The sequence below is a fragment of the Pandoraea anapnoica genome, assembly GCF_902459765.1.
GTDB lineage: Bacteria > Pseudomonadota > Gammaproteobacteria > Burkholderiales > Burkholderiaceae > Pandoraea > Pandoraea anapnoica.
This window is the reverse complement of the sequence record NZ_CABPSP010000010.1, coordinates 148,565-162,619: the sequence shown is the minus strand read 5'-3', so window position 1 is coordinate 162,619 and position 14,055 is coordinate 148,565. Positions and strand designations below refer to the sequence as shown.

The window sequence follows — 14,055 nt, the reverse complement described above, 5'->3', positions numbered from 1 at the left end:
ACTTTGCAACTTGTTAGGTTCACTGATGACTTACTCTGAAACTGCCAATTCCGGCAGTATCAAAAGGAGTCAACACCATGCGCAAACTGAAGATCGCCGCCGCGTCGGCAATCGTTGCCGCCTCCGCGATGTTCGGCGTCGCCCATGCCGCGGACACCCCTGAGCCGGCCACCGGACCGCACGCCGCCATGCATCACATGCGCGGCGACCACGGCCCCTGGGGGCTGGGTAACATCAGCAAGCTGCACGACCAACTGAAGCTCAACGCGCAACAGGAACAGGCCTGGCAGCAAGCGGTAGCCACGTCGAAGCAGAATCGCGACGCCATGCGTAAGAATGGCGAGCAATTCCGTCAGATGATCGGTCAGGCGAAGGACCAGCAGGTGCTCGATCTGGCCGGCATGCGTGCCGCCCGCGAAAAGGTGTTCGATCAGAACCGCCAGCTTCGCAGCCAGACCGAAGATGCGTGGCTGAACGTGTACAACGGCCTGAACAACGACCAGAAGGTGCTTGTGAGCAATGCCATCAAGGCACGCTGGGCGAAGATGAAGGCCTGGCATGACAAGGCGATGCAGCATCGCGGCCAGATGCACAAGGGAGCCCCGGCTCCGGCACCGACGCCGGCACCTGCCGGTCAGGCACAATAAGCGCGAGGCCAGCGCCGCCGGGTGCGAACGCCCGGCATGTTGTGAAACGCCCGGTCCCTTAAGCAGGGATCGGGCGTTTTTTTGCGCTCAGTTTGTTCAGGTCTCGCTCCAGACCCGCAGCAGGTTGTGATAACAGCCCACGAGCGTGCGACGCGCCGTCTCGTCCGCGTCCGTCGTGTTCAGACGCTGAATGGCGTTATCCATGTCGAAGAGCAGCGTGCGCTGTGTGTCGTCGCGCACGAGGCTCTGCACCCAGAAAAAGCACCCCACGCGCACACCACGCGTAATCGGGTTGACACGATGCAGGCTGGTCGCCGGATACAGCACCATGTCCCCCGCCGCGAGCTTCACCTGATGCGCACCGTACTGATCTTCGATGACGAGTTCGCCGCCGTCGTATTCGTCCGGCGACGCGAGAAACAGCGTGGCGGAGATGTCGGTGCGGATGCGCATGCCGCTGCCCGGTTGCAAACGGATCGCACCGTCCACATGATTGCCGAAGTGCATGCCTTCGCCGTAGCGGTTGAACATCGGCGCGTAGACTTTGTTCGGCAGCGCAGCGCTGATGAACAGGGGATTGCGCTCGAGCGCGGCCAGAATGATGTCGCCGAGTTCGTGCGCGACGGGCGAGCGTTCGTCGATCTGCTGGTTCTGTTTGACGGGCGCGCCCTGATACCCCGCCGTGGCAAGGCCGTCGACCCACGCTTCGCCCGCGTTGTCGAGCCTCAAACGGACCCGACGCACCTGATCGGCGGTGAGAACATTCGGTATTCGGAGCTGCATGGGCGGCATCCTTTGAAGAAAGCACAAGGCGCGAAACCGGCCACTGATGCCGGTTCGTGCCTCGTATTGTGCGTCATTTTGCGCGGTGCGGGACGGCGCTTCGCTCTGCGCTTAGGCCCCGCGAAGTCCGCTCGGGCAACGATCAGAAACGATACGTCCCAGTGAGCAGCGCCGTGCGTCCGATCCCTGGTGTCGCGCGTCCGCCGTCCGACTGAATCAGCCCGTCCCAATACGTCTTGTTGAACACGTTGAGCAGGTTGAAGCGGATGTCGTACTTCGGCTGATGGTAGGCCACAGTGGCATCCCAGCGTGTGTAGCCACCCACCCGAATCAGGTTGGTGTTCGCCGCGTAGCGCATCGACATGTAGTTCATGCCGCCGCCCACTTCCCAATGGCCGAGCGTGTACGTCGACCACAGCGTGAGCGAATGTCGCGGCGTATTCGCGAGCACATTGCCCTGCGTGCCGTCGTTGGCCTGCACGACTTGCGAGTTCAGGAACATGTAGCCGCCCATCACTTGCCAGTTCGACGTGATGTGCCCCGTCGCGCTCACTTCCGCACCGCGAATGCGCACCTTGCCTGCGTCGCTGTAGTCACCCGTCGTGCCAGTCTGCGTGCGTGCGTTGTTCTTCGTGACCTGGAACAGCGCGGTGCTGATCGAGAGGTTGTCGTCGAACAGATTCCACTTACTGCCGACTTCGAACGATTCGTTCGTTTCCGGCGGCAACGCTTGCGTGTTGTTGGTGACCGTCAGCGTCTCAAGCGACGGATTGAACGACGTACCATACGAGAAGTAATAAGACTGCGCTTCGCTCGGCTGATAGATCACCCCCGTGCGTACGCTCGTGTAATTGACGGTCTGCGTCGCATAGCCCGGTGAGCTGATCGTGTTCGAGAGCTGCGCCTTATAGCGATCCCACCGAAGACCGCCAATGATCTTCCACTGCTTGTTCAGTTCGATCGTGTCGTTCGCGTAGAACGCCACTGTCTCCGCCGAGCCTTGCGCGAGATTGCCAGTCGACGTCGTGACGTTCGGCAGGCTGGCGAGGTACGCCGTGCTGTTCGCCGGAATCCAGCCTAGGAAGCCCGACGCCTGCCCCGCGCCCGTGCGCAGATACGTCTGATTCTCGTATGTGTCGCGGCCAAGTTCCGCACCGGCGATCAGGGTGTGCTTGATCGGTCCCGTGTCGAACTTCTTCACCACGTCGGTCTGGTTGAACAGCGCCGTGTCCGTGATCTGACGGTCGTGGCTTTGCAACTGGACGGAGAGTTGATCGAGCGAATACGACGGCAGCCCCGGCGCCGGCCCGGTCGGCAGCGTCGTAAAGCCGCTGCCGTTGGAGATACCCACCGCGTGTGCCGACGTCTCGATCGCATCGATCGAATAGCGGCTGTAGTTCGTCTGGTTCGTGATCTTCAGGCTGTCGTCGACCTTGTGCTCGATCTTGGCCGTAACGCTCACCACGTCCTGCACGGTGCGGTCGGTCGTCAGCCCGTAGAACTGATTCTTCGAGATGGGCAGCGGATTGCCGTTGAAACCGACGGTGCCGTAGTCCGCCATGTCGCGGTTATGCTGGACCAGCGCAGAGAGCGTGATTTCCGTGGGCGTGCCGATACCGAGCTTGAGGGTCGGCGCGACACCCCAATCCTGGTTGTACAGCACGTCGCGCGTGGTGTGGATATCCTGACCGAAGCCGTTGATTCGGAAGGCGGCCGTGTCGGAGAGCGGATGATTGAAGTCGAACGAGCCGCGATAACGGTCGTTCGTCCCGATCGTGCCCGACACTTCGTTCAACGGCTTGAGGTTCGCCTGCTTGCTCACCTGATTGATGACGCCCCCGGTCGATCCGCGCCCGAAGAGCATCGACGACGGGCCTTCGAGCACTTCGATGGCGTCCAGATCGAACGTGTCGCGATAGTACTGACCACGGTCGCGGAAGCCGTCGAGATAGATGTCCGTACGCGCGTTGAAGCCGCGCAGGTTGATGTTGTTGCCGATCTGCCCGCCCTCGGCGCCACCGAGCGTGATCGCGGGGGAGTTGCGCAACGCATCGGCGAACGACGTCGCGCCCTGCGCCTGCATGACCGCCTTGTCGATGACCGTGACCGTTTGCGGAATGTCGCGAATCGCCGTGGGCACTTTGCCGCCGACCGTCGACATGTCGCGCATGTACTCTTCGCGAATCGACGTGCCGGAGACCTCCGTCTGCGGCAGTGCCGCCGCAGGGGCGGCGGGTGCAGCAGGCATGACCGTCGGGGCGGCCTGATTGGTGACGGGCGCGTTCGGTGCGGTGCTTTGCGCCATCGCGTTCGGGGCGTAGGTGACGGCGAGCGGCGTGGCGAAGATCGCCATCATCGCCAGCGCCAGCGGCTTGCGTTGCATCATGGTGATTGAAAGTACGACGGAACGAGTGAGTACGAATGCGTGCTCGACGGCACGACGTCACAGGAGTGATCTGGGGCGCGAATATAAATAGGAATGATTTTCATTACAAGACGCCCGCGCAGCGGTAACTCACTGAAATCACTCGTTCTTTTGTAATACGTCGTAACACAACAGCACCAAATCGGTGCGATCGTGCGGTAACGCGATGAAAGTATTCGGATTGCTTCGTCGACCTGCAATCGCTATTGATCACTTCGCCCACACGAAACACAGGGTTTTCACTGAGGGCGAAGAAGCAACGAATGCGAGACTTCCACGCCATTTGCGGGCTTGACGAGCGTTGCGGCGGTTTTGACTGACGATATCGCCGTGTTCGGGGCCGATCCGAGGCAGTTTTCGTGTGACGTCCGACGGGAAGCGCGTCGCACCGATATCGATATGACGGTAACAACGCTAAGCAAAGCCGAATCGCTTATTGGCGTGAGCGCGATGCGTCGCGATACAAATAACGACGGCGCAGCGCGCCGCATGTTGCGCTATCGCCCTGCCCGTCGTTCACATTCAGATGTTCACGTTCACGGCGCTCCCGCTCACCGCCCTCACCTTGCACCGCTCATGACTCGCCTGCCCGATTCCGCCCACCTTGCCGCCGCCGTCGACAATACCGACGACACTCTTCTTTCGTCGCCGCCTCCTGCGCGCCGACGCTTCCTTCAGCGCGCGGGCACCGCGATGCTCGCGGGCGGTGCGCTCAACGCGCTGGGTGTCGCGGGGGCGGCCGGTGTGCTGACGCACAGCGGCCAGGCACGCGCAGCCAACGCCCCGCTCACCCTGCGCGTCGGTTATCAGAAGTCGTCGACGCTCATCGTGCTCGCCAAGGCGCGCGGCACGCTGGCGCAGGCGCTGGCCCCACACAACGTCACGCTCACGTGGCACGAATTCACGAGCGGATTGCCGCTGCTCGAAGCGCTCAACGTGGGCAGCATCGACTTCTCGGCGGACGTCGCTGACACGGTGCCGGTGTTTGCCCAGGCGGCCGGCGCACGCATCGCCTATGTCGCGCGCGAGACCCCGTCGCCGGACGCCGAAGCGATTCTCGTCCCGCAGAATTCCCTCATCAAAACGCTCTCGGATCTCAAGGGAAAACGTATTGCCGTGACGAAGGGCGCGGGCGTGCACTATCTGCTCATCGCGGCCTTGCAAAGCGTTGGTCTGCGAATCAACGACGTGCAGCCCGCCTATCTCACTCCGGCCGACGGCCGTGCGGCGTTCGCCAGCGGCAATGTCGACGCCTGGGTGACGTGGGATCCGTTCCTCGCGAGCGTCGAGCGTCAGGACAAGGTGCGCACCCTGACCACCGCACGCGCACTGGCTGGCTATCAGCGCTACTACCTCGCCACGCCCGCCTTCGCACGCGATCACGACGCCGTGCTGCGCGACGTGTATCGCACGTTGCGTGAGACCGGTCAGTGGGTACGCACCAACCCGCGTGAGGCGGCGGCCCAGTTGTCACCGGTGTGGGGGCTCGACGTCGCCACCGTGGAAGCTGCCAACAAGCGCCGCAGCTACGACGTGCAGCCTGTCGGGCGCGACGCCATTGCCGAGCAGCAGCGCATTGCGGACGTCTTCACGCAGGCGGGACTGCTGCCCCGGCGCATCGACGCCGCCGACGCGACCATCTGGCAAGCCCCCGCCTGAGGATTCCGGACACCCCTGCACATCACCATGGCGCGCGCATGACACCCCGGGTATTCATTAGCGATTCTTTCAGGTATTTCCGACGGAATTAAGACACCTGTTTATACTTCGGTATGTAAGACCTAAAGCATTCGGCCGGAGCCCCCCCGGAACGGCCTTGGCGTCTCGTTGGCATGCCGACGGGATGACATCATGAAATTCGCAATACCGGCGCATGCCCCTGCGGCCCCGCCGGTTTTGCTTATTTGCCGTCCAAGGACAATGCAAGTCAACAGATCGCTCTACCTGCTCGGACCGATGCGGGTCGAACAAGGAAAACAGGCCTGCGCCGTGAAATACACGAAAGCGCGCGGCCTGCTCGCCTATCTCGCCCTGCAACCGGGCTATCACACACGCGGCGCACTGGCCGATCTCTTCTGGCCCGACGAAGACGGCCAAGGCGGTCGCGACAAGCTCAAGCGCATGCTGTTCCATCTGCGCGACACCCTCGGCGACGAACTCTTCGAATCCGATCGTCAAGTCGTGCGTCTGCGTCCGGAAACCGGGCTGTGGATCGACGCACATGTCTTCGCGAGCATGATCGAGCAGGCGAACCGCACGCTCGACGGTGTCACCGGGCTCGATCTCGCGGCGCACCTCCAGCATCTGGCGGACGCCGTCGCGCTATATCAGGGGCCGTTCCTTCACGGCCTCTCGGTACGCGACACGCCCGATCTCGAACAGTGGATCGAACTGCAACGCGACGAATATCAGCGTCGCCGTGTCTTCGGCGAACGTCTGCTTGCGGACGGTTACGCACGTCTGGGCGATCTCGATCAGGCGCTGGCACACGCGCGTCAGCTCGTAGCGCTGGCCCCCTTCGACGAAACCGGCTGGCATTGCCTGATCGCCCTGCTGCTGCGCGCCGGCCGTCGCGACGACGCCGAGACCGAATACCGCCGTCTGTGCGACATCCTCCATGAAGAACTCGGCGAGTTGCCCGGTGACGCGCTGACGCAACTGCTGGAGACGCCGCCTGCGCGCATGGAGCAGCGCGCAACCGGACCCGAGCGCCGCCAGATCACCGTCGTCGCGATCGAACTCGCACCCAACGGCGTAGACGATCCCGACCAACTCGTCGCGATGATGCGCCCGCCCCTCGTGCAGTGCGAGACGATCCTGCGACAGTCGTGGGGCTACACGTTGCGCACCCCGACCGGCGGCCTGCTCGGCTACTTCGGTTACCCCACGGCACTGGAAGGTGCGGGACGCCATGCCGTCGAAGCCGCCATGCGCTGCGTGCAAGCGAGCACCGTGCGCGTCGGCATCGGTGTGGGCGTTCACACCGGCCTCGTGATCAGCTCGGCGGCCGACGACAGTCCCGACACGGGCGGTCGCGTCTCGCGCTCGGCTACACAACTCGCCGACATGGCGCTGCCCGGCGAAGTCGTGATCTGCGACGCTACGCAGCGTCTTATCGGCGTTGCCATCGCTACGACGGCGCACGGCAGCGTGCGCGAGCGCCACGGCAATCGCGAAATTCCGGTCTTTCGCGTCAACCCCGATCCCACTCCAGAGCGTCGTTCGCGCCGCCGTGCGGCCACGCTGTTCGGCCGCGACGCCGCCTTGGCCGAACTCGCCGCTGCGCATGCCGCCATGCGTGACGCCAGCACCGGCCACGGCGTATTGGCGCTGGTCATCGGCGAAGCGGGCATTGGCAAGACCGCGCTCGTGCGTCACTTCGTCGAGACGGGCGGCCTGCGCTCCATTGATCTCGCCTGCGCACAGGACGGCGCAGGCACGCCGTTCCATCCGATCGCGCGCTGGCTGCGTGCGCAGTCGACGGTCGAGGCCTCGCAGTTGCCGCAACCCGCGCTGCTCGCCCTGAGGCGATTGCGTGCGCTGTTCGACATGCATGCCGACGGCAACGTGCCGCATGCATGGAAGCAGGCCGTGCTCAACGAAGCGCCCACACTACTTGCCACGCTGTTGCCTGACGGCGGCGTCATCACGCTCGACGACGCGCACTGGGCCGACCCGTCAACGCAAGAATTGCTCGCCGTGATGGCGGAGAATGCGCCGGGCGGACGCTTGCTGATCGTGTGCGCGCGCCCCGAATTCGAGTTGCCCTGGCGGCATACCGTCGGACTTCGTCGTATCGATCTCGCACCGCTCGACGCAGGGGCCGCAGCCTCCATCGTGCGGGCCGCCACGCCGCGCGTCGCCCTGCCTGCCGCCATGCGCGAGCGCATCGTGCATCTGGCCGAAGGCGTGCCGCTGTTCCTTCAGGAACTGGCACGCGCAACGGCCGCGCAGCAAGGCGGACGCAACACCGCGAACACCATGCCGATGCCCGCGAGCCTTCAGGAACTGATGATGGCGCGCATCGACGCGGCGGGCAGCGCCAAGCCCGTGGCGCACTTCGCGTCGTGTCTCGGACATGAGTTCCACGCGGAATTGCTGGCCGCTGCGAGCGGCCGTTCGATGGCGCTCGTCGAGCGCGCGCTGGACACGCTCGTCGCCTGCGCCCTCGTGCAACGTCAGGACCTCGGACGCTACGTCTTCCGTCACGCATTGCTGCATAAAGCCGCGTACGACGCACAGCCGCAAGAGCGCCGACAAGACGCACACCGCCGCATTGCGCTGGCGATGCGCGATCACGCCGCCGTTCAGACCGAACCCGAAGTGCTGGCGTGGCACTTCCGTCAGGCCGACGAACCCGACGCCGCCATCGAGCACTACCGCCTCGCGGGGGAGTACGCCACCGGTCGTCAGGCATTTCGTGAAGCGTGTGCACACTATCAAAGCGCGCTGGACGTGCTGCGTCAGACCGGCACCAGCGCACAGACCGCGCCGCGCGAACTGCAACTGCGCATGGCGATGGGCGTGCCACTCGTCTCCCTGCACGGTTACGGCTCGGAGCCTGCACGTCACAACTTCGAAACGGCACTGGCGCTGGCTCAGCCGATGGGCGACGACATCGCCCTCTTCCCCGTGTACTGGGGACTGTGGCTCGGCTCCAGCTCATGGAGCGACTTCGAGCGCAGCACCGAACTGGCGCGCAAGCTCATTCTCATTGCCGAGCAAGCCGGTGCCCCGCCGTTGCTCGCGCACGCGTACTACGCGCTGGGCAACAGCCTGTGCTGTCACGGCGATTTCGGCGGGGCCATCACGGCGCTGGAAACCGGTCTGGCGCATTACCGCCCCGAACACGCCGACACCGGCCTCGGAGAAGACGCGCGCATCACGGGCCTGTCGTTCCTCTCGTGGGCTTACTGGTTCGCGGGACGTCACGACGCGTCGCTCGCCGCGAGCGAGGAAGCGCTGGCGATGGGACGTCAGCAGGGCCGCCGTTACTCGTTCGCCTTTGCGCTGGTGTTCGCGGCGATGCTGCGCCGCCTGCGGCGCGAAGTCGCGCCCGCCGAAGCACTGGCGAGCGAGGCGACCGAAGTAGCGTCCGAGGCGGGCGTGGCCCTCTGGGCGCTCGCCGGGCAGACGATTCGCGGGTGGGCGCTTGCGTCGCGCGGCGATGTGAACGGCCTGGAGCGCATTACCGACAGCGTCGGCCGACTCAGCGAGATCATGGGCGGCGTCGAAGGGATGTTCTTCGGTCTGCTCGTCGAAGCCTGCGCAGGCACCGGTGATATCGCACTCGGTTTGCATGCGGCTGAGCGCGGCGCGCATTTGTCGGCGCGTCGCAGCGACGGGCACTGGCAAGCGGAGTTCCTGCGGCAGAAGGGGGACTTCCTACGTGCGGGACATCACGCCGACGACGCGATCCGTCCGTGGCTCGAACACGCGTTGCAAATCGCACGGGCACAAGCCTCGCCCATGCTGACGCTGCGCGCCGCACACAGTCTGTTGCGTCTGGGTGGCGGCAACGCGCCGGACACGCTGAGCGACGCCGAATGCATGACCGTGCTGCGCGACGCGCTCGACGCCCTGCAAGGCGGCGAGACGCTGGCGGACGTGCAGGAAGCGCGCGCCACGCTGGCGGAGGTAGCCGCACGTCATACCGGTAAAACCACGGCGACGCGCCCTGCCCGCTATGGCAGTTGATGCTTGCGGGGCGTCGCTGTGCGTGACGCCCATCGGCAGCAGTTAGCATATGCGGGGCCTGCTTCGGCCCCGCGTTTCTTCGCGCTTTTGCGCCGCGAATAGCCGCTATCAGCGACTTCGTATGTCCGCGCCGGGGTCGGCCGCTATATTGAGACGACCGGCTCCCCCAGGCCGACACACCGAATCCACCATGCCCATCGACCCCTTGAGCGCGAACCTCGGCGCTGCGCCGGACGCACGCCTCACCGGCACCGGCGCACCGCTCACGCTCGTCAGTCCCATACCGACCGGTCTCTCCCCGACATCTGCACCACCACCCGCGATGGCATTGCACACGTCGAGCGAAGTCGTCGTCTCGGGCAGTGTCAAACGCCGTCACTCCTTCGATCTGTGTGCGCTCATGCGCCTGCCCACGCAGTTGACCGGGCCGCTCGACGTCGTCTGTCTGTCCGGTCGCAAGGTACGCAGCGCTAGCGAGTACAAGGGCGTGCGGCTCACGGCGCTGCTCGACGTCGCGCAGTGGCGTCTGCCACAGGCGCGCGACTTCACGCGAGCGTATGTGCTCGCACAGGGCGCGGACGGCTACACCGTCATGTTCTCGTGGCACGAGTTGTACAACACGTCGATCGGTGTCGGCGCACTGGTCGTCTACGAGCGCGATGGTCAGCCGCTCGGCGACGACGAGGGAGGCATCGGCCTAATTTCGACCGGCGATCTGCGTGTCGCGCTGCGTCAGGTGCGTGCACTCAAGCGCCTCACCGTCCATCTGGCAGAACCGTCAGCCCTCTGAGGGCAATCGCAGCGCGCGTGCGCCGCCTACACTAGCGGCACTTTTTCATCACGGCGACCCGAATCATGACGGCATCTTCCGGACAGCCCCTCGCAGCAAGCACGAACGCCATCGGCCACTGGCGCATGCCACCGGAGTGGCATCCGCATGCCGCTTGCTGGATGGCATGGCCGGGTAGCTCGGTCGTCGCCACCGCGCAGCGTCAGTCGCTCCTGGGCGAACTGACCCGCATCGCCCACGCCATCGCCCTGTTCGAGCCGCTACGCGTCGCCGTCGATCCGGCGCATCTGGACGAAGCGCGTCGCGCCCTGCCCGATAACGTCACGCTTTACGCCATGCCGGTCGACGATCACTGGATGCGCGACACCAGCCCTACCTTCCTGCTCGACGACGCCCTCACCCCGCACGCGCTGTGCTGGAACTTCAACGGTTGGGGAAAGCCGTGGATGCAATGCATCGAGGCCGACGCGAAGCTCGCGCAGCGGGTGGCGCGTGCGCTTGACGAGAGGACACCGATGACCGCATCGCTCGCACCCATCGTGGCCGAAGGCGGATCGCTGCTGGTCGACGGTGACGGCACGCTGATCGTGACGCAGACGTCGATCCTCAACGAGAACCGCAACCCGGGTCTGACGCGCAGCGAAGCCGACGCGGTGTTTCGTCATTGGCTCGGGGTGACGAAAGTCGTCTGGCTGCCGGGCTCCACGCTCGATACGATCACCGACGGACATATCGACGGCATCGCGAGCTTCGTGCGTCCCGGCGCACTGCTGGCGACGGGCGCCGAGGGTGGCGACGAGCGGGCACGGGAGATGCGTGAAAATCTGAAAGCACTGCTGCTCGCGCGCGATGCCCGGGGAAGGCACTTCGATATCGGCCTGCTACGCGCGCCGGACTTCGAAGCGCTGCCCGTCGATCTCGCCACCGATGCCGACTTCGCGCCGGAATATGTGAACTTCTACCTACCAAACGGTGGTGTGGTGATGGCGTCCTTCGGCGACGCGAAGGCCGATGTGCATGCTCGCAACATCGTGCAGCAAGCATTTCCCGAGCGACGCGTCGTGCAATTGCCGTTACGCGCTATCGCCCGGCGTGGCGGCGGCATTCACTGCTGCACGCAACAGCAGCCAGCGGCGGTGCTGACCTGATGCTTCGCGCTGCACCGCCTATCGCTTCAGTTTGACGAGGTGCGTCGCGCAGTCCGCGCTTTGGGCTGCGTTGCGGTCTTCGCGGTGGATTTCGCCGCAGCCTTCTTCGCGACCGGAACCTTCGTCGCCACCGTCTTCGTCGCGGCGTTCCTCACAACGCCCTCGCCCGTTGTCTTGCGCGTCGCGCGCTTCGGTGCCGGTGCAGCGTCCGCCGTCGCGATCTTCTCCGTCTTCGCCGCTGACTTACGGCGCGACGCGGGGGCAGCATTCGCACCCAATTGCGAACGCACACGCTGCTGCATGTCGGCGATATCCGAATCGAGAATCAGACGGCCGCGCAGCTTCCCGTTCATTCGTTTGATGTACGTGCGCGCCTCCTGCATGTGGAAGTGCATGAGTTCGCGCACGCGCTCGGCATCGCCAGCGCGCGCCGCGTCCGTAATCTCACGATGGATGTTGACGTTCGCTGTACCGAACTTCTCGTGTTCGCGACGCGGCGTCTCGTTACCGAACACGATCAGCTGACGGATCATCTCGTTGACGAGTTCGCACGTAAAGCGCAGGAAACTGTTGGGATTGGCGGCCGCGAGAATGTCGTGAAAGTCGACATCGGCCTGACGCTGACGCAGCAACTCGTGACGATCGTGCGACGCCGGACTGCAACACGACATGTTGTTCTCGAGCGCGGCGAAATCGGCTTCGGTCAGGTGCGGCACCGCACCGGCGGCGAGTTCGGGTTCGAGCAACTGACGCACCGTATAGATGTCGTCGATGCTTACTTCTTTGAAGAAGAGATAGTTCTGCATGAGCTGGAACGTGCGCTCCAGCGGCACCTCCACGACCATGCCACCGCCCGACGGCCCGGTGCTCACCTTGATGAGCCCCTGCACTTCGAGCGACTTGAGGGCTTCGCGAATCGTGCTCTTCGACACGCCGAACATTTGCTGCAATTCGACTTCGCGCGGCAGACGATCGCCGGGCAACAGATTGCCTTCCGTGATCAGACGCTTGATGGCTTCGGCGACCAGATCGCCCCGCTTTTGCTGTTTGATTTCCAACGGCTCTCGCACCGTGTGTGCATCCAATGCCATGTAGCGCCTCAGGAGTCTGTTCGCACTTGAAACATGCGTCACCGCAGCGGTGAACACACGTCGTGTCTTGCTTTCCGGGTTGTCCCGGATCGGAATTTTTTCCGATTGACACGGAAAATCATTATACCTACGATCAAATCCATCCTATTTATCATAATAAATATGACGGATAGGGAAAAAGGCGTTTGACCCCATGAACGATTGCTCCCCGACTGGAGACCAAATTGAATCGTCGTGAACTGTTGAAGCTCGCCGCCGCGGCGTCTCTGCCCGGCTCTCTATTCACCGCTCGCGACGTGTTCGCGCAAAGCACCGGTGCCATTCAGCTGGCGTGTCCGGTGCCCATGTCGGGGCCGTTCGCCGCCAACGGCAAGTTCGCCGATCTGGGCATGAAACTCATCGTCGAGCAGTACGGCAAAGTGCTCGGCCGTCCGCTCGCTTACACCACGCTCGATACCGAAGGTAAACCCGCAACGGCAATTCGCCGCGTGCAGGAAATTGCGCAGCAGAAGGGCGCTCGCTTCTTCGCTGGCGGCATTCTCTCCTCGGAAGCGCTCGCCATGGGCAAGGAAGTCGAGAAGGCCGGCGGCATCTTCATCACCACGGCCGGGGCTGACGAAATCACCGGCAAGGACTGCAACAACGCCACGTTCCGCTGGTCCGTGCCGACCTTCGGTGCGATTGAGCAGACGGTGCGTCCGCTCATCGAGTCGATGCCGAAGGCCAAACGCTGGTACACGATCACGCCGCAGTACGTGTTCGGCGAAGGGTTGCTCACCGCCGCGAAGAGTATCTTCAAGGAGAAGGGCATCGAGCACGTGGGCAACAGCTATCACTCGCTCACCGAAAAGGAGTTTTCGGGCTATCTGACGAACGCGGCCGCCGCGAAACCCGACGTGTTGCTGATCCTGAACTTCGGCTCGCAGTCGTCCGACACGCTGCGTCAGGCCGTGAGCTTCGGCATGAAGAAGAACTGCACGATCCTGATGGCCTGGGCCTCGGGTCTGGAGCAGTTCGAGACGCTCGGCGCGGATCTGTGCGACGGTGTGTACTTCGGCGCGCAGTACTGGCACGCCGTGGCCTCGCCGCTGAACCTCGATCTGGTCAAGCGCACGCAAGACCGCTTCAAGCAGAACCCGAACTACAGTCTTGCGGGCTCTTACATCTGCACCAAGCTCATGCTTGACGGCATGGTCAAGGCGGGGAGCGCCGATCCGAAGGCGGTCATCGCGGCGATGGAGGGCCTGAAGTACGACGGTCTCACGGGACCGGAAGAGATTCGCAAGGGCGACCATCAGGTGCTCAAGAACTATTACCTGCTCAAGGGCAAGGCGAAGGCGAAGATGAAGAACGCCGACGACTATGCCGACATCGTGAGTGCAGGGAAGTCGTTCCTGCCGCTCGACAAGACCGAGTGCAAGATGGCCTGACGCCGTCGCGCATCGTCTCGCATGGTCTGAAATCTGTCGCTCGC

The 14,055-nt window shown here is 64.0% G+C and carries 9 protein-coding genes; 6 read left to right on the top strand and 3 right to left on the bottom strand.

The window, feature by feature from the left end; genetic code table 11:
* Positions 1-77: 77 nt before the first annotated feature.
* On the top strand, positions 78-647 hold the full coding sequence (locus tag PAN31117_RS17055; protein WP_150739246.1) for a Spy/CpxP family protein refolding chaperone: 570 nt from the start codon (positions 78-80) through the stop codon (positions 645-647).
* Between the two features lie 96 nt (positions 648-743).
* Here the strand turns inward: PAN31117_RS17055 and PAN31117_RS17050 are convergent, their stop codons facing one another.
* Both PAN31117_RS17050 and PAN31117_RS17045 read right to left on the bottom strand, forming a co-directional pair.
* Positions 744-1,430 carry a Fe2+-dependent dioxygenase gene (locus PAN31117_RS17050; RefSeq protein ID WP_150739245.1) on the bottom strand — a complete coding sequence of 229 codons (687 nt, stop codon included), beginning with the start codon at positions 1,428-1,430 and terminating at the stop codon, positions 744-746.
* A gap of 142 nt (positions 1,431-1,572) precedes the next feature.
* Positions 1,573-3,816, bottom strand: a complete 2,244-nt coding sequence (locus PAN31117_RS17045; RefSeq protein ID WP_150739244.1) for a TonB-dependent receptor — start codon at positions 3,814-3,816, stop codon at positions 1,573-1,575.
* Positions 3,817-4,548: 732 nt separating this feature from the next.
* On the opposite strand from PAN31117_RS17045, the gene PAN31117_RS17040 reads away from it, so the two are divergent.
* The 4 genes from PAN31117_RS17040 (at position 4,549) to PAN31117_RS17025 (ending at position 11,490) form a co-directional block, all read left to right on the top strand.
* Complete coding sequence (locus PAN31117_RS17040) at positions 4,549-5,514, top strand: aliphatic sulfonate ABC transporter substrate-binding protein (protein ID WP_150739325.1); 966 nt, start codon at positions 4,549-4,551, stop codon at positions 5,512-5,514.
* Between the two features lie 261 nt (positions 5,515-5,775).
* A complete protein-coding gene (locus PAN31117_RS17035) occupies positions 5,776-9,552 on the top strand; it encodes an AfsR/SARP family transcriptional regulator (protein WP_174991006.1) in 3,777 nt (1,258 codons plus the stop codon).
* 190 nt (positions 9,553-9,742) lie between these two features.
* Positions 9,743-10,342, top strand: coding sequence for a molybdopterin-dependent oxidoreductase (locus tag PAN31117_RS17030; RefSeq protein WP_174991005.1), 600 nt, complete (start codon positions 9,743-9,745; stop codon positions 10,340-10,342).
* Positions 10,343-10,407: 65 nt separating this feature from the next.
* Positions 10,408-11,490, top strand: coding sequence for an agmatine deiminase family protein (locus PAN31117_RS17025; protein WP_150739241.1), 1,083 nt, complete (start codon positions 10,408-10,410; stop codon positions 11,488-11,490).
* Between the two features lie 26 nt (positions 11,491-11,516).
* Here the strand turns inward: PAN31117_RS17025 and PAN31117_RS17020 are convergent, their stop codons facing one another.
* Positions 11,517-12,581 (bottom strand): FadR/GntR family transcriptional regulator, encoded by a 1,065-nt coding sequence (locus PAN31117_RS17020; RefSeq protein WP_150739240.1) that lies wholly within the window; start codon positions 12,579-12,581, stop codon positions 11,517-11,519.
* Positions 12,582-12,805: 224 nt separating this feature from the next.
* Between PAN31117_RS17020 and PAN31117_RS17015 the strand changes: the two genes are divergently transcribed.
* A complete protein-coding gene (locus PAN31117_RS17015; protein ID WP_150739239.1) occupies positions 12,806-14,011 on the top strand; it encodes an ABC transporter substrate-binding protein in 1,206 nt (401 codons plus the stop codon).
* The last annotated feature ends 44 nt before the right edge of the window (positions 14,012-14,055 follow it).

Coding starts and splice junctions, on each gene's coding strand:
- PAN31117_RS17045 (WP_150739244.1), bottom strand. CDS start 3,816: ATGATGCAACGCAAGCCGCTGGCGCTGGCGATGATGGCGATCTTCGCC.
- PAN31117_RS17020 (WP_150739240.1), bottom strand. CDS start 12,581: ATGGCATTGGATGCACACACGGTGCGAGAGCCGTTGGAAATCAAACAG.
- PAN31117_RS17035 (WP_174991006.1), top strand. CDS start 5,776: ATGCAAGTCAACAGATCGCTCTACCTGCTCGGACCGATGCGGGTCGAA.
- PAN31117_RS17055 (WP_150739246.1), top strand. CDS start 78: ATGCGCAAACTGAAGATCGCCGCCGCGTCGGCAATCGTTGCCGCCTCC.
- PAN31117_RS17030 (WP_174991005.1), top strand. CDS start 9,743: ATGCCCATCGACCCCTTGAGCGCGAACCTCGGCGCTGCGCCGGACGCA.
- PAN31117_RS17050 (WP_150739245.1), bottom strand. CDS start 1,430: ATGCAGCTCCGAATACCGAATGTTCTCACCGCCGATCAGGTGCGTCGG.
- PAN31117_RS17040 (WP_150739325.1), top strand. CDS start 4,549: ATGCTCGCGGGCGGTGCGCTCAACGCGCTGGGTGTCGCGGGGGCGGCC.
- PAN31117_RS17025 (WP_150739241.1), top strand. CDS start 10,408: ATGACGGCATCTTCCGGACAGCCCCTCGCAGCAAGCACGAACGCCATC.